Source organism: Clostridium sp. AT4 (genome assembly GCF_001517625.2).
Lineage (GTDB): Bacteria > Bacillota > Clostridia > Lachnospirales > Lachnospiraceae > Enterocloster.
In genome coordinates this window covers 945,680-967,308 of sequence record NZ_LN999828.1, presented here as the reverse complement: position 1 = coordinate 967,308, position 21,629 = coordinate 945,680, and the positions used below count along the sequence as shown (strand labels likewise).

Sequence of the window (21,629 nt, the reverse complement as noted above, 5' to 3'; positions counted from 1 at the left end):
ATACCTGAAAAAAGCCCTGTGCATCCGTTCATCCGGATCTCACAGGGCTTTTTCCTTTCAGACTTTCATATCTTCCATTTTTTCGTAATAGCTGTACCTTCTTTTTCCCTTCTTCTTGCTCTCATACAGGGCCATATCTGCGCATTTGAGCGCTTTTTGATAATCAAAGCCTTCTCCCGATACAAAACAGATACCGGCACTGCAGGAAAGAAAGTCCCCGCAGGAATCATTCAGCCGACTAAACAGCTGATCCATTCTCCTATCCAGGATTTCCTTATTTTCAATGCCTTTTACAAATACAAGAAATTCATCTCCGCCCAGACGTCCAATCAGATCGTGGCTTCGGAAGGTATGGCGCAGCACTTCTGCCAGTGATTTCAATACCTCATCTCCCTTTAAATGGCCAAAGCGGTCATTGACCTGTTTAAAATCATCTAAATCCAGGATCAGCAGCGCTCCCCTTGCAGAATCTTCCCCGGTTGTCATAAAATCAGATACCTCTTCTTCAAAGCTGCTCCGGTTGTATACCCTGGTAAGGGGATCACTTTTGGCCGCTGTCTCAGCCGCAAGCTCTCTCCTCTTTTCAGCATCAATATTTTTCAGATACACAAGAGCATACATATTTTCTGTATAATGATCCTGAAATACATGGATCACCAGCTTCATCCAGCAGAGACGCTCTTTCACATAGTGGCGGAAGCACAATTCAACCGTATTGGTTCCGCTTTTATACATTTCCTTCATATAGGAAAGATCCATATACGATTCATAAAGCTCCAGATCCTCACAAAAGATCTGATCACTTCTCATCTGCTGCTGAACAATGCTTTCAAAATCCTGTTCCTGATCCTTGCTCTGGACGAATGCCCACAGCCCTGCTGCCTCCATAATATGGCCGCTTTCCACATCTATCTCTGCATGGGCCACAGTTTCCGAAAGAAGAGCCTCATAAAAATCTGTCTTTTTCATATATTCCAGCTCTATGGCACGTTCCTGATCTGCAGAATCCATGAGCACTGCAACTGTATAAACATCCTCCTTTTTATCGCTGAGGTGACGGGTCTTTACCTTAAACCACTCATAGGAACCGGATTTGGTCCGAAAAAGCATCTCGCTGCCTGCCCGATTCCACTTATCCTTAACATCCCGGAACATAGTTTGAAATTCATCTGCAAAATGAGGATGGACAATCTGTTTTCGGATCCAGCATTCCGGAAAATCCTCTTCCCGGATCTTATCTCCCGCGATCATCTGACGCTTCGTATGGAAATAAATGGTTTTCTTATGCTCGTTGTATTCAAAGATCTCGCTCTTAAGACCGCCAGGCAGAAAATCAGGCCGTTCCAGATCGCTGATGATCTGGTGATACCCCTCCAGCCAGACCGTGCTGTTCTCCCTTTTGGCCCGTATCATCATACAGCGTACCGTAACCTCACCTCTGGAAGGATGATTCCATGTATACTCAACCTGTGTAATCTTACCCGTTTCAACCGCACTCTGGATCGCAAGGTTAATATAGTTGTAATATCCGTCATTGATCCTGTTGTACCAGTGGAAATAACATTCTTTTGGCGAAAGAGCCGTTTCCACTCCCATGACCCGAAGCATCACTGGATCTGCATACAGCTCGTAGCACTCTGTTTCAAAATCTGCGCATATCCTCCACAGTCCCAGGCTGGTATGCTCCAGAATGTCTTCATACGTCTCCTCCGTACGCTCTTGTGTACCATCCAGCTTTCCGTCTCTGGCAGCCGGACACCTGAATTTTAACAGCCGCTCTCTCCGTTCCTTATAGGCCTTTGAATCCCGGTTCAGATAGGTCTGTTCAAATTCCTCTTTTCTGCAGGGTCTGGCAAAAAGATATCCCTGAAGCACATCCGGACACAGTTCCTTTAAAACAAACAGCTCTTCTTCCGTCTCAACGCCTTCACAGCAGACACGTATCCGGGCGCTGTGAGCCAGCTGTATTACATTATCCAAAAGCCTGTAGTTGTAGGCATTTTTCTGGATACGATTCACAAAACAGCGGTCAATCTTTGTTTCATCAATATCAATGCTTTTTAAATAGCTTAAGCTGGAGTATCCTGTTCCGAAATCATCAATGGCAATCTGGATTCCTTTTCGCTTCCAGTCATAAAAGATCTTATTATAATAGGTATAGTCCTGAAGCTGCATACTTTCCGTCACTTCCAGAGTGAGAGCGTCTCCCGGCAGTCCTTCTTCCCTGAGAATACCTAAAACCTCTTCCTCGATTTCCTTTTGACGAAGCTGCACATAGGATATATTTACGCTGATATGAAAGCTTGGAAGAATCCTGCGCCATAATACGCTCTGTCTGATGGCCGTCCTCAGTACCCATAATCCTACTTCACAGATCAGGCCGCTCTGCTCCAGCAGAGGAATAAACTGATCGGGCCCTACCATCCCGCGTTTTCCTGATTCATAGCGAAGCAGCGCTTCGGCTCCGTACAATCCGTAGTTTTTACTGTCAATCTGGGGCTGATAACAGAGATAAAATCCCCTGCAACCCTGATCAACAGCTGACTTAAGCTCATCCAAAAGCTCAATCTGATCCAGTTTTTTCTGATAATCTTCGGGAGAGAAGAAAATAAGCATATTTTTTCCCTCTTTTTTTGCCCGATCAAGGGCATTTTCCGCAAACTGGTATACGGTCCAGCCATCCATGCCCCGGTTAGGGGAATAAGCGGCAGCTCCCGCTGATAAAGTGCACTCTTTTTCCATCTCCTGCCTGACGGTATCGTAAAAGGAGAATACTTCCTTTTTCCCTTTTCCCGGAAGGGTTGCTGCAAAACAGTCTCCATCCAGCCGATACAGCGTAACCAAACAGTCTGCATTTTTTTCCAGACTTTCTGTCATCCGCTTTAAAACATCATTTCCAAAGGGTCTTCCATTTTTTACATTGATATGCTTAAAATTATCAATTCCAAAAACGATAAAATATCCCTCTTCTTTTAAAACAGCAGATTCCAGATCCTCTGTACACTTATCATAATTCCACAATCCGGTCAGACTGTCGATCCTCTGTCCCAGGACAAGCTCATCCATGCTCCCTAAAAGAACTGCCGGCTTTCCTGACTTATCCGCATGCACCGTTGCACGCCAATGAACGCCCACCCGGTTTCCTTCCCTGTCGATCATCCGGCATTCGATATCACAGCCGTTTCTTTTACCCGAACGGACCGCCTCCATATCGTCTTTTATGAGCTTTACATCCCGGTCATAAATAACAGCTTCCCATTCTTTAAACGGGATTCCCTGCTCTCCGGAAAAAGGCAGTGCAAATCTGCGGCAGATCTTATCTGTAAAATACATGCGGTCATCCTGCAGATCACAGGCATAAAGATATCCATTGACGCTTTCATCCAGAAGACGGATGATCTGCATATATATATTCAAATCTTCCCTTATATCCATATGTATCAAATCTCCTTTATTGATACTATGTATTTTATCATCTAACCGGAGATTTGTGTAAAAAATTTCATTCTTTTCAGATCTTCTTCCAGGTCCTCTTCATGGAACTGATGGCCCCCTTCATAACAGCGGTGGACCAGACATTCTGCGGCGCCGTTTAACCCATAGGCTTTTCGTACGATCTCCACCTGTTCCTCTGCATTGACAATGCCCCTTGGGCCGTTTAAGTGATCTGCCCTGCCGGACTGGATCACAAGTGGTCTGGGCGCAATGAGGGACGCAATATCTCCCATATCCAGCGCATTCCAGAGCCCCGGGACATAATTGCAGCTGCAATTTCCATTTAATTCCAGAAGAGAGTCTTTAAATCCATACAGATAACCGCTGATCACTGCATAACGTACACGCTCATCCAATGCAGCCAGATACAGCGTCTGAAGTCCTCCGCCAGAAAAGCCCACGCAGCCCAGATGCTCTGTATTCCATTCTCCCCTCTCTTCCAGATAGTCGATCAGGCGCATCAGATCCCAGGTATTCATTCCTGCCACAGTCATTCCAAGGGGCTCTGCCATATGGGCCAGATAGAAACAGGTTCCGCGCATAAATGCATTTTCCTCATCCTTCTGAAAAGCCAGATCCCTCCGCTCGCCAAAGCCTCTGGCATCGGGACAGACGGCAACATATCCCAGCCGGGCCAGATAGAGGCCGTAATCGTAATGGAAACGGTCAATCGCCTCTGCCACTGCCGGAATCTCACTGCAGCCGGCCACACTGTATTTTCCCGCCCCCTGATGTCCATGGGGAGCAAGGACACAATCGGAATGACGTCCGCTGCCCGGCGGGATCAGCAGATACACCGGCATCCATATATCCGGTTCCACCTGCAAAAGAAGCTTTTCCCTCAGGATTCCTCCGTCCAGCATGACTCGTTCCGCTATTTCAGGGCAGGGGGAGCAGATTTCCATTTTGTCCATTCCCAAAAGCTCCCACAAGCGTTTCTTTTCCTTATTTTTCCATCCCGTCCATTCTTCCACGTTCGTTCCTGAAAAAGCCTCCTGCCTTGCCAGACGGTCATATTTTCGCTTCATCCCGTTTAGGCTGTCATAATAGCGGCTCACTGGCAGGATCCGTTCTCCTGTGTTACTCATCTTCGTCCTCCTTACTGCTATTTTCCCTTATCCTGTCAAAGGCTCTGCGTATATGGAAGGCATTGACCACAAAAAACAGCGGACAGCCGAAAATAAGAAAAATAATGGCCGCCTGGGGCAGAAAGGCAATACTGAATACTGCAGCGATCCCCAGTACAAGATCCTGAAGGATCATGGCAGAGGTTGCCCCCCAGTTTGATGCTGCCATCATGTATGCACTTTTTATGGTTCCCATCCATGTATTTTCAAAGGTTACAAGTACCGGCCACAGCCACAGCATAAGAATCCCGTAAAGAATGGAAAGAAACACGGTAAGAGCCAGCATAAAAAGTCCCGCCGCTCCCTTTGGCTGTACCGGGCCGGAAAGCAGGTACAGATCGGTTCCGATCACCGCACCGGCTAAAAGACTTATAACTCCCAGAGGAAGCGCCTGAAAAAAATTAATCCGGAAGGCTTTAAAAAACATGGAGCACACAGAGCCGCCTTCATCCCTGACAATCCGCAGGGCTGCATAATGGGCGGCTGCCAAAGCAGGTCCTGCCGTTATAACCGGCAGGCTGCAGAGGAGCCAGAGTACGTGAAGGATGATCATGTCTCCCAGTTTCATTAAAAACGTTATAAATGGTCCGTCATATCGCAGCATATTTTCCTACCTCACCATTCTCTGAAGCTGTTCCATCTGATAAAATTCTCCTTTTTTTGCCATCAGCTCCTGATAGCTTCCCTGTTCCCTGATCCTTCCCTGTCCGATGACAAGGATCCTGTCGGCTCCGCGCACGGTAGAAAGGCGGTGAGCCACAATAAAGGTAGTCCTTCCCTTTGTGAGGCGTTCTAAGGCCTCCTGGATCTCCGACTCAGAGATGCTGTCCAGAGCCGACGTAGCCTCATCCAGAATAATGACCTGAGGATTGCGGATCAGCGCCCGTGCAATGGATATCCTCTGGCGCTGGCCTCCGCTTAAATTGGCTCCATGCTCTTCAATCATGGTATCAAGCCCCTGGGGCAGCCTCTTTATCACCTCGGACAGATTGGCTGCTTCTACTGCCTGCGCGATCTGCTCCTCACTCACATGTTCCAGACCATAGGTAATATTTTCCCGCACGGTTCCGGTAAACAATACCGGCGTCTGAGGCACCACGGACAGAAAACGGCGGTAGGTCCTTAGATTCAGGCCCTTCATATCCTTTCCGTCTAACAGCAGCTGTCCCCCTGAAGGCAGGATAAAACCAATGAGCATATTTAAAATGGTTGTCTTTCCAGAGCCCGACTCTCCCACCAGGGCAATGGTTTCTCCCTGCTTTACCGTAAACTCCAGGCCGTGAAGCACCTCCCTGTCGCTGTCCGGATAGGAAAAGCTTACCTGTTTAAAAGAATACTCTCCTTTTAAGGAAGCCAGCTCTTCCTTTCCTTCATTTTTCTCTACCTCATCCGAGGACAGCACTTCTCCGATGGAGGAAACGGATTCCAGTCCCTTTGTAAGAATGGGAAGCAGGTTGATCAGGGCGGAAAACTGATTCACTACGGTCGTAAAGCTGGACTGATAAAAGGTCACGTCTCCCACCTTTATAAGGCCGGACATGGCCATAAAACCGGATACCGCCAGGCATACCACCTGAAACACCTGAAATACCACCCAGCTTACCGCTCCAAAGTGGGCCTGTACCATATCCAGGCGGTAGCCCCGGTTGGCGGTTTCTTCAAGAAGCGCACTGATCCTGGCTGCTTCCTTGTCCTCTAACGCATGGGCCCTTGCTACAGGAACCATCTCTACCATCTCCATCACCCTGGCGCTGGTTTCCTCCATTCCCTGGCGGAAGGAGCGGTTTTCCCTGTGGATCTTGGTCCTGAATGCCACCACCGCTCCGGCAGCCACCGGAGCGACCAGAACGAAAAACACAAGGATCAGCCGGTTTTTTACGGCTGTGATCGACAGAGTGATCACGAGATTCATCACAATATTAAGCATATTGACAAACAGCTGGGACGACAGCGTTTCCACTGCCTCCACGTCACGCATGATCTTTGACTGAAGGCGGCCCGACTGGCTGCCTGTATGGTAGGGAATGGACAGCTCCTGAAGCTTTCTTACCAGGGCCGCCCGAAGTCCGGCTTCCGTATTTCGGATCACACGGCTTTTCAGCTGATTGTGGATCCAGTTTGCAGGCAGATGGATGCTCAAAAGCCCCAGCCAGATTCCCACATTAATAAAAATTGCCCTGCTCCCGGCTTCTCCTCCCTCGATCACCCCATTGACTACATTTGCGATCAAAAGAGGGGAAAGGAGGGCCGGGGAATGTTTCAGCAGGAAAAAGAGAGTGGAGAGAAGAAATTTGTGATACTGTCCCCTGTAGAATTCCAGAAGCACCCGTACAGAGTGCTTCCCATGCTTTTGATAACAGGCTGCAAAGCGGCGCTCCATCTCCTGATACCGGTCCATTTTACTGCTCCTCCTTCTCCTCTGCCAGAAGGCTGCTGTATGGCTCTCCCAATGCCCGAAGGCCCTCTGCAAGGAATCCGGCCATCATAACGGCCCCTTCATATTTTAAATGGGTATTGTCCTTTGGCCACACAAACAGCGGACGAGACCACAGTTCCCCCACCTGTGCCAGATACTGTTCTGTCACAGTAGTAAGATCCACAACCGGAACGCCTGCTTCCTTTGCCGCCTCTTTCATCGCCCTGGGATAGGCACCGTGGCTTCCCGGTTTAAAAGTTCCGTTTTCATCAAACAGACGTCTGGCAATGGGGGTAATAAATACGGCCTTTGCACCGCAGGCCTTTGCTGTCTCTGCAAACATCCGAAGATTTTCCTTAAAATCCGTATCCGGATCGGTGTGACGCGCTTCATCTGCTTTTGAATCATTGTGACCGAACTGGACGAACAGATAATCCCCCTTCTTAAGTTCCTTCTCAATGGCGGCAAGCCGTCCCTCTGCAATAAAGGACCTGGTGCTGCGGCCGTTTTTTGCAAAGCTTATTACCTGGATATTATCCTTTAAGTACAGCGGCAGAGCCTGGCTCATGCCGGTCTGGGGATATGTATGGATTTTGTTAAATGCTACGGTGCTGTCTCCAGCATATAAAATTCGTTCCATTGTTATACACTCCTGTCATTGCTCCTGTAAAGCGTTTTCCCTTTTTTAATCCCTCTGAACAAAGGGACGTAACGTGGTCAAAAACGCCAACGCATGTTCCATTGATATAGAAAGACCTCTTAAGCCCTTCCGTGACAATTTTAAGGGAAACAGGACGGTTTCCCGGCTCAAAATCCTGCTCCAGACAGCGGACATAGGCGTCGTCCACATATTCTCTGACAAACAGGCTGTTACCCTTTATGCCAAATTTGATAAATGTGTTTTCATCATAGTATAAGGTCAGTCCGGCATCCCGGTATCCGTCCTCATCCGGAGCCCACATTTCATATTCGCAGGTAAAGTTAAAATCCGGCTGGCGTTTTACCAGAAGGCTGACGCAGCTTCTGTCATTTAAGTCCTTTCCTTCTCCCCGGATACGAAGGATTCCTTCGGGAGAAACGAAGCTACGCTCTCTGTCAATGGTTCTTGGACAGAGCCAGCCGTCATAAGGAAGCTTAACCGGATCCGGTTTCTGCAATCCATTAAGAGGAAGCTTTGCCATATAAGAGGGGCCTTTTCTCTGATTTACCAGCGGCCAGCCATCGGGTGTCCAGGTAATCTCATCCAGACACGTTTCTCTTCCCAAAATTCCCCATTTTCCGTCCAGATACCGCGAACAGAGATATACCATATACCAGCGTCCGTCTGGAGTACTGACCGGTTTTCCATGGCCGCAGCACTGGATGGCTGCAGCCGGATCCTTCTGGGTCATGATCGGGTTATAGGGACAGTCCTCATAGGGGCCCATAAGCTGCCGGGAGCGGGCCACCGTAATTTTGTGTCCGATCCCGGTTCCACCCTCAGCCAGGAAACAGTAATACCAGCCGTCCTTTTTCAAAATATGAGGCCCCTCAGGCCCATGCTTATCCCAGCCATACCAGATCAGCTCCGGTTCTGAAAGACATTCTTTCCCGTCCTCAGAGATCTCCATGATGCGTGCTCCGCGGTTAAGAAGCATATAGGTGCGCCCGTCCTCATCATGGAAAATGGAGGGATCGATTCCTAAAACTTTGTGGATCACCGGTTTCTCATAAGGGCCTTCCGGCTTTCTGGAACGGGCCACAAACTGGGTTTGGATACAATCCGCGTCATCATTCATCCGAAGGGTGGCACAGACGGTAAACCAGCCGTCATGATAGCTGATATCCGGCGCCCAGAAGCCTCTTCCGCCCTCTAACGGCCCCAGATACTTCCTGGCCCAGTCCGGATCCGCCGCCACATATCCAATGGTTTCCCAGTGGACCAGATCTCTGGAATGGGACACCGGAATTCCCGGAAAAAAGATAAAGCTGGAATTAACCATGTAGTAGTCTTCTCCCACACGCACAATGCTGGGATCTGGGTACATCCCCCGGACCACCGGATTGCGGTAGCAGGCTTCATGGGAAAAGCCGCAGACGGAAGCAATCCAGGCTTCCATTTCCTCTGCCGCCAGATCGCCCGGATGCTCCTTGGCCTGGATATGAGCCAGATCAAAGGGCGTTACCAGATCTGCATTGGCCCAGGTCAGATCCAGCCCTCCCGCTTCTGTAAGGAAACGCACCAGCTCAAGATTTTTGCTTCTTACCGCATAATGAAGAAGGCTGTTCCCTTTCTCATCACAGGTTTCCAGATGGAAGGTATGGCCTGCCAGCTGCTTTACTTTGTCCAGATCGCCCAAAAGAGCCGCCTGAAAGGCCTCCTCAGCGATCTTTTTTGTGGCTGATGTGTATGTAATCATATTCTCCCCATCCTCCTGATACGGTATTGTTCCGGTTGCAGGCCCACAGGCAGAGCTTGGCCCCGGTCCAGGTCCCCTTTGCCAGATGGAAGGAAGGGCCGAAGGGAAGGAAGGTACTGCCGTCGTCAGAAACTGAAAAAGAAAAAGTCTTATCTTCCCTAAGCTCCATGCGCAGCCACAGAGCTTTATCCTGTTTCCACTCCCTTGAGGCTGCCAGTCCCTCCATCGCCTCGCCTTCAAACTCTTTTCCTGTGACAACGCCTTCGTAAAGACGCAGCCAGACCGCTCCGCCTTCCCGTTCCAGGCCGCAGAACGCATAGTGATGGCCCGTCATGCCCAAAACGGCCATATCTCCGTCACTGTCCTCTGTCCCAGCGCCCTCCGACAGCCTAAGCTTTACGTCTGCCGTAAATGCGTTGGACTGAGGGATCTGGGTCATCACATTGGGAGCATACCACAGAAGATTCTCCCTCTCCGGGTTGGCCAGACAGGCTAGCTTAAGGGTTCCCATTTCCCGTTCCCGCGCAAAAAAAGCTTCGTCTGGATTGGCCTGCCACTGCCACTGCAGCCCCGGACGTCCGGTTTCAAATTCATCTGAGTCCGCAATCCTGTAAGCAGGCTGTCCTGCTTTAGGCAGCTCCCACTCCTCTACCGGCTCTCCGATCATATCGCCGTTTGTTTCACAGCCGATAAAGGGCCAGCCATCCTGGAAGCACATAGGCTGCAGATGGACAATGCGTCCTAACTCTCCTACGTCCTGAAAATGGATAAACCAGCTGCTTCCTTCCGGCGTGTCCACCCATGCGCCCTGATGAGGCCCATTGACGGCTGTATTCCCCTGGTGCATTACAATCCTGTACTCATAAGGCCCCCAGATCTTCTTTGCCCGCAGGGCAGACTGCCAGCCAGTGGCAACACCTCCGGAAGGCATCAGTACATAATACCAGCCATCCTTTTTATACAGTTTTGGCCCTTCGCTGGTGGGCGCCAGCTGAGTGCCGTCAAAGATCACCTTTGGCTCTCCCTTTAGCTGTGTACATTCCGGATCCATCTCCACCAGAGCCAGACGGTGCTTGATCCCGCAGCGGCTTCTTGCATAGGCGAAGATCATATAGGCTCTTCCATCCTCATCCCAGAACGGACACGGATCGATCCAGCCTTTGGCTTCACAGAGACGGTTCAGCTGAAAGGTTCCTTTCGGGTCTTTGGAGCGCGCCACAAAAATCCCCTCATCCGGCAGAGGCACAAAGACAAAAAACTCCCCGTTATGATACCGGATGGAGGGCGCCCAGGTTCCCGAGCCATGGGATGGCCGGTCATATTTTTCAAACGGCAGGGCCGGCACGCAGTAGTTCATGATCTCCCAGTGGACCAGATCCCTGGAATGAAGGAGAGGCACCCCCGGAAGATATGTAAACGAAGATGCCACCATGTAATAGTCTTCCCCGACCCGGATTGCATCCGGATCGGAGTAGTCTGCATATAAAATTGGATTTTTGTAAGTTCCAGTGTTCATACATTTCTCCTCCCTGCGTCTGTCACTCTTTGACAGCGCCGATATTCACGCCGGAAATAAAGTATTTCTGGCAGAATGGATAAATGATCACAAACGGAAGAATGGCTACGATAACAGCCGCATTCTTAATTGTGTTCTCCGTTGCGCTTCCCACTGCGGAAGGAAGATCGCTTCCTAAGATCAGGGAGCGCAGCTTCATCTGGAAATTATACAGGTTTTCATTTGTAATGTAAAGTTTATAATTGGTGTAATCATTCCAGTATTGAACCGCAAACATCAGTCCGATGGCTGTTAAAGCAGCCTTGGATAAGGGAAGGACGATCTTAAAGAAAGTTCCCATAGGAGAACAGCCGTCAATCTCAGCAGACTCAAACAGGCTGGCCGGAATTCCTTCAAAGAAGTTTCTCATCAGAACCAGATTGTATACATTGATCGCAGGAAGGAGGATTACAACCCAGAGCGTATTCGTCAGGCCGAGAGCCTTCATAACCAGATAGGTAGGGATCATACCGCCGTTAAAGATCATAGTAAATAAAAGGAAATTTGCCAGCAGCTTGCGTCCCGGCATCTTCCACTGGATCAGCACGTAAGCGCCCAGAGTGGAAATGGCAAGTCCTGCGAAGGTTCCCGCAATGGTCGTCACACAGGAAATCAGAAACGGCTGGAACAGAGTGGGATTGGTAAATACAGAAATATATCCGTCCAGGCCGAACTGCTGCGGCAGAAGCCGCATACCATAAGCCGTCTTTAAATCAAAGGAATCCACCAGAACCTTATAAATGGGGATCAGCATGATCAGGCTGATCATTACAAACAGGATGACCGAAATCACATCGAAAACAGTCCTTCTTTTCGTTCTCATAATTTTTATTCCTCCTATACAATGCCTCTGCCGCGGACCTTATAGCTTGCCCGGTTGCACAGCAGCACCAGAATACAGCCTACAACCGACGCCGTCACGCTGACCGCTGTGGTATAACCGAAATCCGGAAGCGCGCCTGAATTAAAGGTCTGGGTATAGATATAGGTCTGAAGAACGTCCGCCTTCTGGATCACCGCATCATTCTGCAGTACGAATACCGATTCAAACAGATTCATAACCTTGGCAAGATTTAAGATCAAAACCGTAATAATGGTATTGGCAAGAGCCGGCAGCGTAATGTAGCGGATCTGATTCCAGCGGTTTGCTCCGTCCATGGAAGCAGCCTCATAAAGCTCCGGATTGATGCCCGATAAGGTAGCCATGAAAATGATGGTTCCCCAGCCCGTATCCTTCCAGATATTGATCGCATAGAACATGGTCCTCCACCATTCCTTATCTCCCAGGAAATAGATTCCCTCGTCAATAATGCCCAGCTTGATCAGGATTGAATTTACCAGTCCTGCATCACCGGGAGACAGGATCAGGGTAAATACAGAGGCAGTTACAACCCATGACATAAAATGGGGCAGATACACAATGGTTTGGGTTACCTTTTTAAACTTCATAAACCGCAGCTCGTTGAGCAGAATGGAGATCAGCACGGCCATAAACGTATTCAGAAGAAGCTTTACTACGCTTAACAGGATCGTATTTCCAAACGCGCTCCAGAAGCCCGGCATGGAAAACATACGCTCAAAGTTTGCCAGACCGATAAATTCCGGCGCCTTAATGCCCTTATAGGAAAACAGGGAATAACGGATTCCCAGCATTGGCAGATAGTGAAATACGACTGCAAAAATAAATACAGGGATAAACATAATATAGAAGCTTCTGTAATAATAGATCTGCTGCTTCAGAGATTTTTTATGCACCGTTCCCGTTCCCGGGTTTGATGTTTCTTTTTTCATTCTATTTTCCTCCCATTTCTCTTTTGTTTACCTGGATGACTCTGCTTCCGCCAGGCGGTTAAGGGAATCCACGATCATATTAGACCACTTTACACCGTGCTCCTTTTCAAACCTCTGGTATGCCTCCTCTACCGGCATTCCCTGAACGACTACATCTGCCACAATGGAACGCTTTAAGGTTGTCAGATCGCCGTTATAGGTAGCCATTTCCGTTGTGGAGGGAACCATAAGGGACTGTTTGCAGTTTTCATTAAATATCTCCTGTGAACGCTTGGCAGCCGGAGCAACGGAGTCAATACCGGGATCATTTTCCCACTCTACAATGGAAAGCGTCGGATCCATATGTCCCTTTGTGTACTGGGTTCCCGGCTTATCCATACTTTCCAGACCATGGAACTGGCCTTGCTCATAGGTGTTTCCGCAGACCGTCTCAGCCTGAACAGACCAGTGCACGCCCTCTACGCCATATGTCCAGAGCGTCTGCATATCGCCGCCGTCCATCATGGATTCAATAAAATATTTGTACACTGCCTCCGGATATTTACAGGAATTGGTAATACACCAGACAGCCGGCGTTCTCTCTATATAATTTCCCAGCTCCTTGATCGGCGGAAGGGGAACCAGCTCGTCATCCAGTCCATTCTTTGCCAGATTGCTCCGCAGGTTTTCCGCCCAGGTTCCGGACCAGTAGGTAAATACGCCGCAGCGGTCTTCGTAAAACTTGTTGCGCACATCGCTGGTGCCGTTGGTCAGCGTTTCCTTATCAACATATCCGTTTACATAAGCATCTCTTAAACGAAGCAGCGAATCCTTGAAATCCTGCTCCATAAAGCCGTCATACCACACTCCGTTCTCATCCTTTGTAAAGGAAGGATAGGATTCCTGATAAAATTCCGGCAGATAGTTGGTATAAGGGGACTCCTCGCCCATAAAGCCGGCTGCGGAAAGGGCGTATGTATCGCCGTTTACTCCGTTTCCGTCCGGATCTCCCTCTGTAAATGCCTTTAACATATTCATGTATTCATCATAGGTTGTCGGCACTTCCAGTCCGCAGTTATCCAGCCATTTCTTTTTTACATAGGTAATGCAGCCGCCGCCGCGGTTTACAGGAAGTCCGTAAAGCCTTCCTCCGATGCGCATTCCGTCAATGACATCCTCGCCTGTCAGCCGTCCGGATTTCTTTAAACCGGAATTTTCATACGTTTCTGTCAAATCCCACAGAGCGCCTTCCTCTGCGTAACCGCTGTAATAGGTGGAGCTTAACAGGATCACATCCGGCCAGTTTTTAACACCGGAAGCAAACGTCTGTCCTACCACATCATAGTAAGCGCTGTGGTCCGGCTGAATAAATTCAATATCAATGCCTGTCAGCTCTTCCCAGCGGGCCTCAAAGGCATCACGTCCATTCCGTTTTGTAAAAACCGTACCGTCTGCCATAACCGTAATTTTTTCCGGTTTGACCAGTTCTCCGTCTGCTGTGTACTTTTCCACATTTTCAGGTGCTGTCACGCCATCCTGGCCGCAGCCGCCAAGCAAAGACACTGCCATGACTGCTGCAGCGAAGGCTGCTGTACACCTAACCCTTTTTTTCATGGTTTTCCCTCCAGATCATAGATTTCGTATGCTGATTTCACCACACGTTTTATGTGTCTACAAAATTATCACTCTTACTGCTTCATATCAACTGTTAAAATTTCATTTCATTGTGCATTTTTCATGAAATTCTTTGTTTTTACATCTATTTCTTTTTCTTTATAGCATTCAAAGTTTTTTCACGTTTCCATTAAGATCTGCACTGCAAAACACACATTTTTTACGGATAACATACATTTTTCTCTTTTTCAGTTGATTCTCTCCCGTTCTTATATTATAATGGCACCTATGAAAACACTAAAAAACATATCCTTTAAAAACAGGCTTGCACTGTCATACAGTTTTATTCTGGCCCTGATGCTGATCAGCGCAGCTATTTTTTATCATACATCCTACCATCATTTAAAAAAAGGGCTCCATTCCCAGACAGTCAGCGTACTCTCATCCTCTGTCCGTCAGATGGATGATCTTTTAAAACAGATCCATACTGCCAGCCTGCAGCTTTCTTCCAGTTCTTCTTTCAAAGCCCTGGCAGATTCTGAGAATATGGAAACGGAATCCTTTTCTTACTCCGCATGGAGGGTTCAAGAGCAGCTTAAACTGATTCTCCCTTCAAAGGAGCTGAATACAGGCGGACAGCTGTTTATTTACCTGAAAAACAGCGGATATATCTTATCCTCCAATTTCTTTTCCGAACTGGAGCTTGCCAGAAAGCATGATTCGCGCTACGCATTTTCCGTTGACTTAATGTCTCCGTCTTCATGGAGAACATTTATTCCGGTGAATGAAGGAGACAACTTTCTCTATATCTGCCCTGTAAGCAGCTCTCTGATTTCCATAAACGGAACGGTAAACAGCGTCCTCTGTTTTATGGCTGAGCGCAGCCAGCTGGAACGTTTTTTTCCTGAAATCCGCCTGTCGGACGACTATCAGATCTGTGCATTGGATAAAGATGGCAGCCCTTGTTTTTCCGTCCGCGGCTCTGCCTCTCCTGAGATTGACCTGCAGCTTCTTTCCGGTCTCTCCTATTCGGATAAAACGGCTGATTTTAAAGACAAGGGGCGCTCCATAAGCGCAGTACAGACAGTATCGGACTATAACGGCTGGAACTGGTATCTCATTCAGCCCTCTTCTACCCTTTATTATTCTGCTGAAAACTACCAGCGGCTTTCGATTGTACTGATCATTCTGACCGTACTGTTAGAAAGTGGCTTTATCGTCCTTTTAACGGCTTATAACAGCAGATCCGTTGCCGATCTGAGCAGTGAACTGGAAAATCAGCATCATCTGGCTTCTGCCCTGACTACTATGGTAGAACAGGCAAAGCCTCTTGTATCGGAATCCTATATCCGTAAAGTAATGGAGGGTAATATTACAACGAATGAACAGATGGAGCGGATCACCTCTGAACTGGGCTTAAAACGGGAAGGATGCCGCTATCAGGTTCTTTATATAGGGGCAGCTCCCCGCCATGCCCATAACCTGGATGCAGAAGCCCTAAAGCTGTGTATTGAAAACCATGATATCCTGGTACAGGAAGCGCTGAAGCGCTACTTTCCCGACACCGGACATATCTATAAACCCGGCGATGCTGCCTTTGCCTGTTTAATTGCCGTTCCCTCTGCTCGTTCGGACAATGAAAATACCGAACAGAATATACAGATATTCCGTTCGGTCCATCAGGAGCTTTTAAAGCTTTATGATATTGAGATCAGGGGCGGTCTGGGAAATATCTGTGAAGTAGTTCCCTATATCTGGAAATCATACCAGGAAGCCCACAACGCATGGTCCATGACTACCGATCAGCGCTGTATCATCAGCAGCCTGTGTCTTGATTCCTCCACCGATACATACTATTTTCCTGAAAGTCTTGCCGTACAGCTAAGCGGCTTTATTTCTACCGGAAGCAGTTCTCAGACAGAAGCTCTTTTTTCCTGTTTAAAGGAAGAAAACCTGGAGAAACGCACCCTTTCCTTTACACAGCTTCGCTGGCTTGTTTCCGATATAAGAACGGTTCTTTTCAGAAAACGCCTGTCTGTTGACCCATCCTTAACAGATGCTCCGGAACGAAAGGAGCTGTTGGATCTGATCGACCGTCAGTTTGAAAATGAGATCAGCCTGGATTCCCTGCAGTCCATCGCACTGCAGCTGTGCAGCTTTTATGGCTCTTGCGGCGACTCCAATGAACTGATCCAGAAAATCCAGAATTATCTGAATCGTAATTATATGGACTCCTCCTTATCTCTTTCTAAAATCTCTGAGGAATTCCATATTTCGGAAAATTACTTCAGCTTTCTTTTTAAAAAAGAAGTTTCTGAAAATTTTTCCGTATATCTGGAAAAACTGCGGATGGCAAAGGCAAAGGAACTGGTACTGGAATCCTCGATTTCCATTTCTGAGCTGTACCAGTATACGGGCTACAACAATGCGGCTTCCTTCCGCCGGGCATTTAAGAAAAAATTCGGCGTATCACCAAAAGAAATGCGTGAAAAAGCAGCCTCCGGTCTATAAAGCGCCCTTTCCCAAAAACTCTGCTCTTTCTCCCAGCTCTTCTTCAATCCTTAAAAGACGGTTGTATTTTGCCACCCGTTCGCTCCGGCTGGGAGCCCCTGTTTTGATCTGTCCCGTATTCAGGGCAACTGCCAGATCGGCGATCGCCGTATCCTCCGTTTCTCCGGAGCGGTGGGAAATAATCGCCGTGTACCCGAACCGGCGGGCCAGTCGGACCGCTTCCAGCGTTTCTGAAATCGTTCCGATCTGATTGGGCTTGACCAAAATGGAATTACCGCATCCCCATCCAATACCCTTTTTCAGCCGCTTTGTATTGGTAACAAAAAGATCATCGCCTACCAGCTGGATCCTGTTTCCCAGTTCCTTTGTCATATACTTCCATCCTTCCCAGTCCTCTTCATCAAGACCATCCTCAATGGAATATATGGGATACGTTTCACACAATTTCTTCCAATGCTCTGTCAGCTCTGAAGAGGTAAACTTTTTTCCGCACTTGGGAAGAATATATTCTCCCGTCCTTTCCCCTTTCCATTCGCTGGCCGCCGCATCCAAAGCAAGCACAAAATCCCTTCCCGGCTCGTATCCGGCCCGTTTTACCGCCTCTAAAATACAGAGGATTGCTTCCTCATCGCTTTCAAGATCCGGAGCAAATCCCCCTTCGTCGCCTACAGCAGTAGCCAGCCCCTTTTCTCTTAAGAATGCGGCTAAGGCATGAAACACCTCCGCGCACCAGCGCAGTCCTTCCCTGAAGCTTTCTGCTCCTGCGGGCATGATCATAAATTCCTGTACGTCAACCGTATTTGCCGCATGGGCTCCTCCGTTTATAATATTCATCATGGGAAGCGGCATGCAGCCCGCATTGACGCCTCCCAGAAAACGGTACAGCGGAAGTCCCAGGGCATTGGCCGCTGCCGCTGCACTGGCCATAGATACCGCCAAAATGGCATTGGCTCCCAGCTTTGACCGGTCTGCTGTGCCGTCTGCCTTGATCATGGCATGATCCACCTCATAAATATTACAGGGATCCATCCCCCGCAATATTGCATGGATATCTGTACGGATATGTTCTGCTGCCTTTAAAACACCTTTTCCGCCAAATCGGTCCAGATCGTGATCCCGCAGCTCCAATGCTTCAAATTCTCCGGTGGAAGCGCCGCTGGGAGCTGTTCCCCGGCCCATAGTCCCGTCTGTCAGATGGACCTCTGCTTCTACCGTAGGATTTCCCCTGGAATCCAGAATTTCTCTTCCTGTAACAGATGCGATTTCCAAACGTTTCATATTCCTTTTCCTTTCCCACAGTCAATTTACCATTTAAAAAATTCCCATCATCCCGCCGATCCAGTACACGGCTCCTAACGCCCAGCTTGCAAGAACCCCGTAGAGGATCACCGGGCCTGCAATGGTAAAAATCTTGCATCCCACGCCAAATACTTCTCCCTCTGCGTGAAACTCAATAGCCGGGGCCGCCACAGAATTGGCAAATCCGGTGATGGGAACAAGAGCGCCGGCTCCTCCAAAGGTTACCAGTTTGGGATAAATATTAAAGCCTGTGAGGAGAACACTGAGAAGGATCAGTGTCAGAGAGGTCCAGGCTCCTGCCGCTTCCTGCTCCAATCCCCGGCTGTTCATCAGCCAGTTATTTATAAACTGGCCCAAGGTGCAGATCAGGCCACCCGTAAGAAAGGCTTTTCCCAGAGTCGGCCAGAACGCATGAACCGGGGTGATGCGCTTTACATATTCCTCATATTTCTTTTTATCAATTTCCATAATGACTTCCTCCTCAGCTAAACGGCCAGTCCCTTCCAGAAATAAATCCAGGCCCCGGCAAACTTCCCTGCAGCAATGCCCAGTATCAGATACTGCAGCCCTGCCGCCAGACCGATCCTGCGGCTCATGGCAGGAAGAGCCTTCAAAGTCTCTGCTAATGACATAGCCAGACAGCCGACAAAAACGCCGATGGAAAGGCCTGCTGCCGTTAAAAAAAGCGTTCCGGGGCCTTTGCCCAGTATCATGGGGATTTCATAAATGTCTGCTGCATTTCCCAAAATCCCTCCTGCTATAATCCATTTTTCATACAGACGCGCCTTTTTCCCGGTGTTTGTCCGCCCCATAAGACGGACAAACACACCGATCATAGCTAAAAAGGCATATACACCTGCAGCGATCACGCCTCCTGCACAGATCCCAAAAAAGATAAGGAACGCATATTTAAGAAATGTCAATCTTTTTCTCCTTCCTCTGTGCATTATCAATGAGGGTTTTACTGATGTTTTCCTCGTAAAGCCGCATTTCTACCTCCAGAGGAGTCGGATCTGTATTCACCTTGCCGGCAGAAATATGGTTAAAGAACACCATGATCCCAAGAGACAGCCCCACACAATAGCTTGCCTCCAGCACAGTAAAGCCCGCTGCCTCATACCCCATCACCAGACGATAGATCTCATGAAATACGCTGGTGACGCTCACATCATTATTAAATGTCATAATAGCAAAGGCCGCTCCAAAAAAACTGATCAGGCAGATACAGGCTGTCTTACACCACTGCCGTCCATAGGCAGGAGGAGCGGCCGGCTTGTAGGCAATGATAAAGTCTGTCTTTCCCATATGCTCCACTTCAATCCCCGGATCCAGAGCCTCCAGCTTTTTGGTCACATCCAGAGCGCTCATCACATACCGATGGGCTTCATCTGAGCGCACGGTCATGATCCTGCATACGCTGCATTTATTCTGTATATTCTGATCCCGGCAGTAGACCTGGGCAACATCCTTTAAAAGAATATCTTTGTGGGTCAGTTCCGTAATCTCATCCAGCTTTACATAAACCGTATGGGTCATATTCATACCCCCTGACATTTTTGAATATAAACCATCACTCCCTCGTTCTCGTATCCTTTGTCTCTGATCCCCCAGACTGCATACCACGCAAAAACGCCCAAAAGAATCGCTGCTGCTGCCAGAATGCCGATGATCCACTTATATTTTCCTGATTTCATGCGTCTCACATCCTTTCCGGTTTTGATGCATCATCAGCGGACAAGGATGATTTCGTCTGCCTTTATCCGCTGATGGTAGTATGGGTTTTTTTATCGTTTCTATTCAACTATTTTTCAGCTGCTTCCCTCCTCATAGCGTTTCCGCATCTCCTTTAAGATCCGTTTTTCCAGACGAGAAACCTGTACCTGAGAAATGTTAAGCGCCTTTGCTACCTGAGTCTGAGTCTGGCTGTAAAAATACCTTCTCAATATGATTTCTCTGTGCTGGTCTGTGAGTCCTTCCATCAGTTCCTTTAAAACAAGATGGTTTAACAGTTCTTCGTGGCTGTCATGCTCCTCCTCCAGCCGGTCCATCAAAAGCAGTTCCTTGTCACCGCTGTTTCCCAATGGCTTATAGAGGGATTCCACCTCTGCCGCCGCCTCCAGGGACGCTGCTATCTCCTCACGGCTGGCCCCTGTTTTCTCTGCAATCTCTTCAATGGTAGGCTCCCGTCCCAGTATTTTAGTCAGCTCTTCTGCGGCATTTCTGGCCTTAAAGCCCAGCTCCTTAACGGAACGGCTTACCTTTATCATTCCGTCATCTCTCATAAAACGCCGGATTTCTCCTGCGATCATAGGAACCGCATAGGTGGAAAATTTCACTTCATAGTTGGTATCAAACTTATCAATGGCTTTCATAAGACCAATACTTCCAATCTGAAATAAATCTTCCAGCTCGTATCCTCTACCTGCGAACCTGCGGACAATGCTCCACACCAGTCCTGTATTTTCCGTTACCAGCCGGTCTCTGGCCGCTTTATCCCCTTGGTGGGCGTTCTGGATCTGCCTGATGGTCTCTTCCATGGGCGTCACCTGCCGATATATTTTTTCATGGTGACCTTTGTTCCGCATCCGGCCTCTGATTCCACTGTGATCTCATCCATAAAGGCTTCCATAAAAGCAAAGCCCATTCCAGACCTCTCTCCTGATCGGTCTGTGGTATACATGGGTTCCATGGCCTTTTTTATATCTTCTATTCCGGTTCCCTGATCAGTCACTTCTACGGTCAGGCTCCGTTCTGTGCGGTCTGCCGTCAGCTCCATAACTACCGTTCCACACTTCTCTCTATAGCCGTGGATCACTGCATTGGTAACAGCCTCCGATACCGCTGTTTTCACATCATCCATCTCTTCCAGTGTAGGGTCTAAACGGCTCATAAACACAGCCGCCACCACTCTTGCAAACTCCTCATTGCTGGAACGGCTTTCCATTTCCAGCCTTATATGCTCTCTGTCCCCTTCCATATCCTGTACCTCCTTTTTATTTCAATGCTCCCACTGCCTGCTCCCTGCTTTCATATCCTTCCATCAGCCTGCAGATCCCGCTCAGTTCCATGAGTCTTCGCACCCGTCTGGATGCTCTGCAGTAGCATACGCTTCCCCGGCTGGCTTTCATCTCCTTATATCGGTTTAACAGCACTCCGATTCCTGAAGAATCCATAAATTCCGTTTTTTCAAAATCAAAGATAATCCTCCTGACACAGTTTTCCTCCAGCATCAGATCCGTGTCCGTTTTCAGTTTCCTGCAGTTGTGGTGATCCAGCTCCTTGGGCATATGGATGATCAGCGTATCCTCATATGCCTCATATGTAATTGTTCCTGCGTCCATCCCATTTCCTCCTTCTTCTCTTTTGGGCAGATATTTTCTATAACAAAAAAGGCAGAAGGTACGATCCTGTGATCCATTTCTTCTGCCGTAAAAAGTGTATTT

At 48.4% G+C, this 21,629-nt stretch carries 19 protein-coding genes; 1 reads left to right on the top strand and 18 read right to left on the bottom strand.

The window, feature by feature from the left end:
- Nucleotides 1-57: 57 nt before the first annotated feature.
- Genes BN3656_RS10740 through BN3656_RS10695 form a run of 10 tightly spaced genes read right to left on the bottom strand, consistent with a single transcriptional unit; the run spans nucleotide 58 to nucleotide 14,376 of the window.
- Nucleotides 58-3,435: an EAL domain-containing protein gene (locus BN3656_RS10740; RefSeq protein WP_066547803.1), complete on the bottom strand. Its 3,378-nt coding sequence runs from the start codon at nucleotides 3,433-3,435 to the stop codon at nucleotides 58-60.
- Nucleotides 3,436-3,476: 41 nt separating this feature from the next.
- Nucleotides 3,477-4,583 carry an alpha/beta hydrolase family protein gene (locus BN3656_RS10735; protein WP_242962987.1) on the bottom strand — a complete coding sequence of 369 codons (1,107 nt, stop codon included), beginning with the start codon at nucleotides 4,581-4,583 and terminating at the stop codon, nucleotides 3,477-3,479.
- Nucleotides 4,576-5,226: a YesL family protein gene (locus BN3656_RS10730; RefSeq protein ID WP_066547800.1), complete on the bottom strand. Its 651-nt coding sequence runs from the start codon at nucleotides 5,224-5,226 to the stop codon at nucleotides 4,576-4,578. Before BN3656_RS10730 ends, BN3656_RS10735 begins: the two co-directional genes overlap by 8 nt.
- A gap of 6 nt (nucleotides 5,227-5,232) precedes the next feature.
- Complete coding sequence (locus tag BN3656_RS10725; protein ID WP_066547797.1) at nucleotides 5,233-7,020, bottom strand: ABC transporter ATP-binding protein; 1,788 nt, start codon at nucleotides 7,018-7,020, stop codon at nucleotides 5,233-5,235.
- Between the two features lies 1 nt (nucleotide 7,021).
- Complete coding sequence (locus tag BN3656_RS10720; protein ID WP_066547783.1) at nucleotides 7,022-7,678, bottom strand: rhamnogalacturonan acetylesterase; 657 nt, start codon at nucleotides 7,676-7,678, stop codon at nucleotides 7,022-7,024.
- Nucleotides 7,635-9,437 (bottom strand): family 43 glycosylhydrolase, encoded by a 1,803-nt coding sequence (locus tag BN3656_RS10715; RefSeq protein ID WP_066547781.1) that lies wholly within the window; start codon nucleotides 9,435-9,437, stop codon nucleotides 7,635-7,637. The genes BN3656_RS10720 and BN3656_RS10715 overlap by 44 nt, the downstream gene beginning before the upstream one ends.
- Nucleotides 9,400-10,953, bottom strand: coding sequence for a glycoside hydrolase 43 family protein (locus tag BN3656_RS10710; protein ID WP_066547779.1), 1,554 nt, complete (start codon nucleotides 10,951-10,953; stop codon nucleotides 9,400-9,402). Before BN3656_RS10710 ends, BN3656_RS10715 begins: the two co-directional genes overlap by 38 nt.
- A 22-nt stretch (nucleotides 10,954-10,975) precedes the next feature.
- Complete coding sequence (locus tag BN3656_RS10705; protein ID WP_066547776.1) at nucleotides 10,976-11,815, bottom strand: carbohydrate ABC transporter permease; 840 nt, start codon at nucleotides 11,813-11,815, stop codon at nucleotides 10,976-10,978.
- A gap of 14 nt (nucleotides 11,816-11,829) precedes the next feature.
- Entirely contained in the window at nucleotides 11,830-12,783 is a 954-nt protein-coding gene (locus BN3656_RS10700; protein WP_066547775.1) for an ABC transporter permease subunit, read from the bottom strand.
- A gap of 27 nt (nucleotides 12,784-12,810) precedes the next feature.
- Nucleotides 12,811-14,376 (bottom strand): extracellular solute-binding protein, encoded by a 1,566-nt coding sequence (locus BN3656_RS10695; protein WP_066547774.1) that lies wholly within the window; start codon nucleotides 14,374-14,376, stop codon nucleotides 12,811-12,813.
- Nucleotides 14,377-14,664: 288 nt separating this feature from the next.
- On the opposite strand from BN3656_RS10695, the gene BN3656_RS10690 reads away from it, so the two are divergent.
- Nucleotides 14,665-16,887, top strand: coding sequence for a helix-turn-helix domain-containing protein (locus BN3656_RS10690; RefSeq protein ID WP_066547771.1), 2,223 nt, complete (start codon nucleotides 14,665-14,667; stop codon nucleotides 16,885-16,887).
- On the opposite strand, the gene eno is transcribed toward BN3656_RS10690, so the two are convergent.
- From eno to BN3656_RS10655, 8 genes are all read right to left on the bottom strand, one after another.
- Entirely contained in the window at nucleotides 16,882-18,165 is a 1,284-nt protein-coding gene (gene eno, locus BN3656_RS10685; protein ID WP_066547767.1) for a phosphopyruvate hydratase, read from the bottom strand. The two genes, BN3656_RS10690 and eno, sit on opposite strands and share 6 nt — an antisense overlap.
- Nucleotides 18,166-18,198: 33 nt before the next feature.
- Nucleotides 18,199-18,654, bottom strand: coding sequence for a SpoVA/SpoVAEb family sporulation membrane protein (locus BN3656_RS10680; RefSeq protein ID WP_066547763.1), 456 nt, complete (start codon nucleotides 18,652-18,654; stop codon nucleotides 18,199-18,201).
- A 17-nt stretch (nucleotides 18,655-18,671) separates the two neighbouring features.
- Complete coding sequence (locus tag BN3656_RS10675; RefSeq protein WP_242962986.1) at nucleotides 18,672-19,109, bottom strand: stage V sporulation protein AB; 438 nt, start codon at nucleotides 19,107-19,109, stop codon at nucleotides 18,672-18,674.
- Complete coding sequence (locus tag BN3656_RS10670; RefSeq protein WP_066547758.1) at nucleotides 19,096-19,722, bottom strand: stage V sporulation protein AA; 627 nt, start codon at nucleotides 19,720-19,722, stop codon at nucleotides 19,096-19,098. The genes BN3656_RS10675 and BN3656_RS10670 overlap by 14 nt, the downstream gene beginning before the upstream one ends.
- 2 nt (nucleotides 19,723-19,724) lie before the next feature.
- Nucleotides 19,725-19,880: a hypothetical protein gene (locus tag BN3656_RS16695; RefSeq protein WP_167544877.1), complete on the bottom strand. Its 156-nt coding sequence runs from the start codon at nucleotides 19,878-19,880 to the stop codon at nucleotides 19,725-19,727.
- 114 nt (nucleotides 19,881-19,994) lie between these two features.
- Nucleotides 19,995-20,723 carry a SigB/SigF/SigG family RNA polymerase sigma factor gene (locus BN3656_RS10665; RefSeq protein ID WP_066547756.1) on the bottom strand — a complete coding sequence of 243 codons (729 nt, stop codon included), beginning with the start codon at nucleotides 20,721-20,723 and terminating at the stop codon, nucleotides 19,995-19,997.
- 5 nt (nucleotides 20,724-20,728) lie between these two features.
- Entirely contained in the window at nucleotides 20,729-21,163 is a 435-nt protein-coding gene (gene spoIIAB / locus BN3656_RS10660; RefSeq protein WP_066547753.1) for an anti-sigma F factor, read from the bottom strand.
- 16 nt (nucleotides 21,164-21,179) lie between these two features.
- Nucleotides 21,180-21,527, bottom strand: a complete 348-nt coding sequence (locus tag BN3656_RS10655; RefSeq protein WP_066547750.1) for an anti-sigma factor antagonist — start codon at nucleotides 21,525-21,527, stop codon at nucleotides 21,180-21,182.
- Between the last annotated feature and the right edge of the window lie 102 nt (nucleotides 21,528-21,629).

What these genes read in the sequence shown, in the direction of transcription:
- BN3656_RS10680 (WP_066547763.1), bottom strand. Translation starts at nt 18,654, where the DNA reads ATGGAAATTGATAAAAAGAAATATGAGGAATATGTAAAGCGCATCACC.
- BN3656_RS10670 (WP_066547758.1), bottom strand. Translation starts at nt 19,722, where the DNA reads ATGACCCATACGGTTTATGTAAAGCTGGATGAGATTACGGAACTGACC.
- BN3656_RS10715 (WP_066547781.1), bottom strand. Translation starts at nt 9,437, where the DNA reads ATGATTACATACACATCAGCCACAAAAAAGATCGCTGAGGAGGCCTTT.
- BN3656_RS10735 (WP_242962987.1), bottom strand. Translation starts at nt 4,583, where the DNA reads ATGAGTAACACAGGAGAACGGATCCTGCCAGTGAGCCGCTATTATGAC.
- BN3656_RS10695 (WP_066547774.1), bottom strand. Translation starts at nt 14,376, where the DNA reads ATGAAAAAAAGGGTTAGGTGTACAGCAGCCTTCGCTGCAGCAGTCATG.
- BN3656_RS10720 (WP_066547783.1), bottom strand. Translation starts at nt 7,678, where the DNA reads ATGGAACGAATTTTATATGCTGGAGACAGCACCGTAGCATTTAACAAA.
- BN3656_RS10705 (WP_066547776.1), bottom strand. Translation starts at nt 11,815, where the DNA reads ATGAGAACGAAAAGAAGGACTGTTTTCGATGTGATTTCGGTCATCCTG.
- eno (WP_066547767.1), bottom strand. Translation starts at nt 18,165, where the DNA reads ATGAAACGTTTGGAAATCGCATCTGTTACAGGAAGAGAAATTCTGGAT.
- BN3656_RS10740 (WP_066547803.1), bottom strand. Translation starts at nt 3,435, where the DNA reads ATGGATATAAGGGAAGATTTGAATATATATATGCAGATCATCCGTCTT.
- BN3656_RS10725 (WP_066547797.1), bottom strand. Translation starts at nt 7,020, where the DNA reads ATGGACCGGTATCAGGAGATGGAGCGCCGCTTTGCAGCCTGTTATCAA.
- BN3656_RS10665 (WP_066547756.1), bottom strand. Translation starts at nt 20,723, where the DNA reads ATGGAAGAGACCATCAGGCAGATCCAGAACGCCCACCAAGGGGATAAA.
- BN3656_RS10690 (WP_066547771.1), top strand. Translation starts at nt 14,665, where the DNA reads ATGAAAACACTAAAAAACATATCCTTTAAAAACAGGCTTGCACTGTCA.
- BN3656_RS10710 (WP_066547779.1), bottom strand. Translation starts at nt 10,953, where the DNA reads ATGAACACTGGAACTTACAAAAATCCAATTTTATATGCAGACTACTCC.
- BN3656_RS10700 (WP_066547775.1), bottom strand. Translation starts at nt 12,783, where the DNA reads ATGAAAAAAGAAACATCAAACCCGGGAACGGGAACGGTGCATAAAAAA.
- BN3656_RS10655 (WP_066547750.1), bottom strand. Translation starts at nt 21,527, where the DNA reads ATGGACGCAGGAACAATTACATATGAGGCATATGAGGATACGCTGATC.
- BN3656_RS10730 (WP_066547800.1), bottom strand. Translation starts at nt 5,226, where the DNA reads ATGCTGCGATATGACGGACCATTTATAACGTTTTTAATGAAACTGGGA.
- BN3656_RS16695 (WP_167544877.1), bottom strand. Translation starts at nt 19,880, where the DNA reads ATGAAATCAGGAAAATATAAGTGGATCATCGGCATTCTGGCAGCAGCA.
- spoIIAB (WP_066547753.1), bottom strand. Translation starts at nt 21,163, where the DNA reads ATGGAAGGGGACAGAGAGCATATAAGGCTGGAAATGGAAAGCCGTTCC.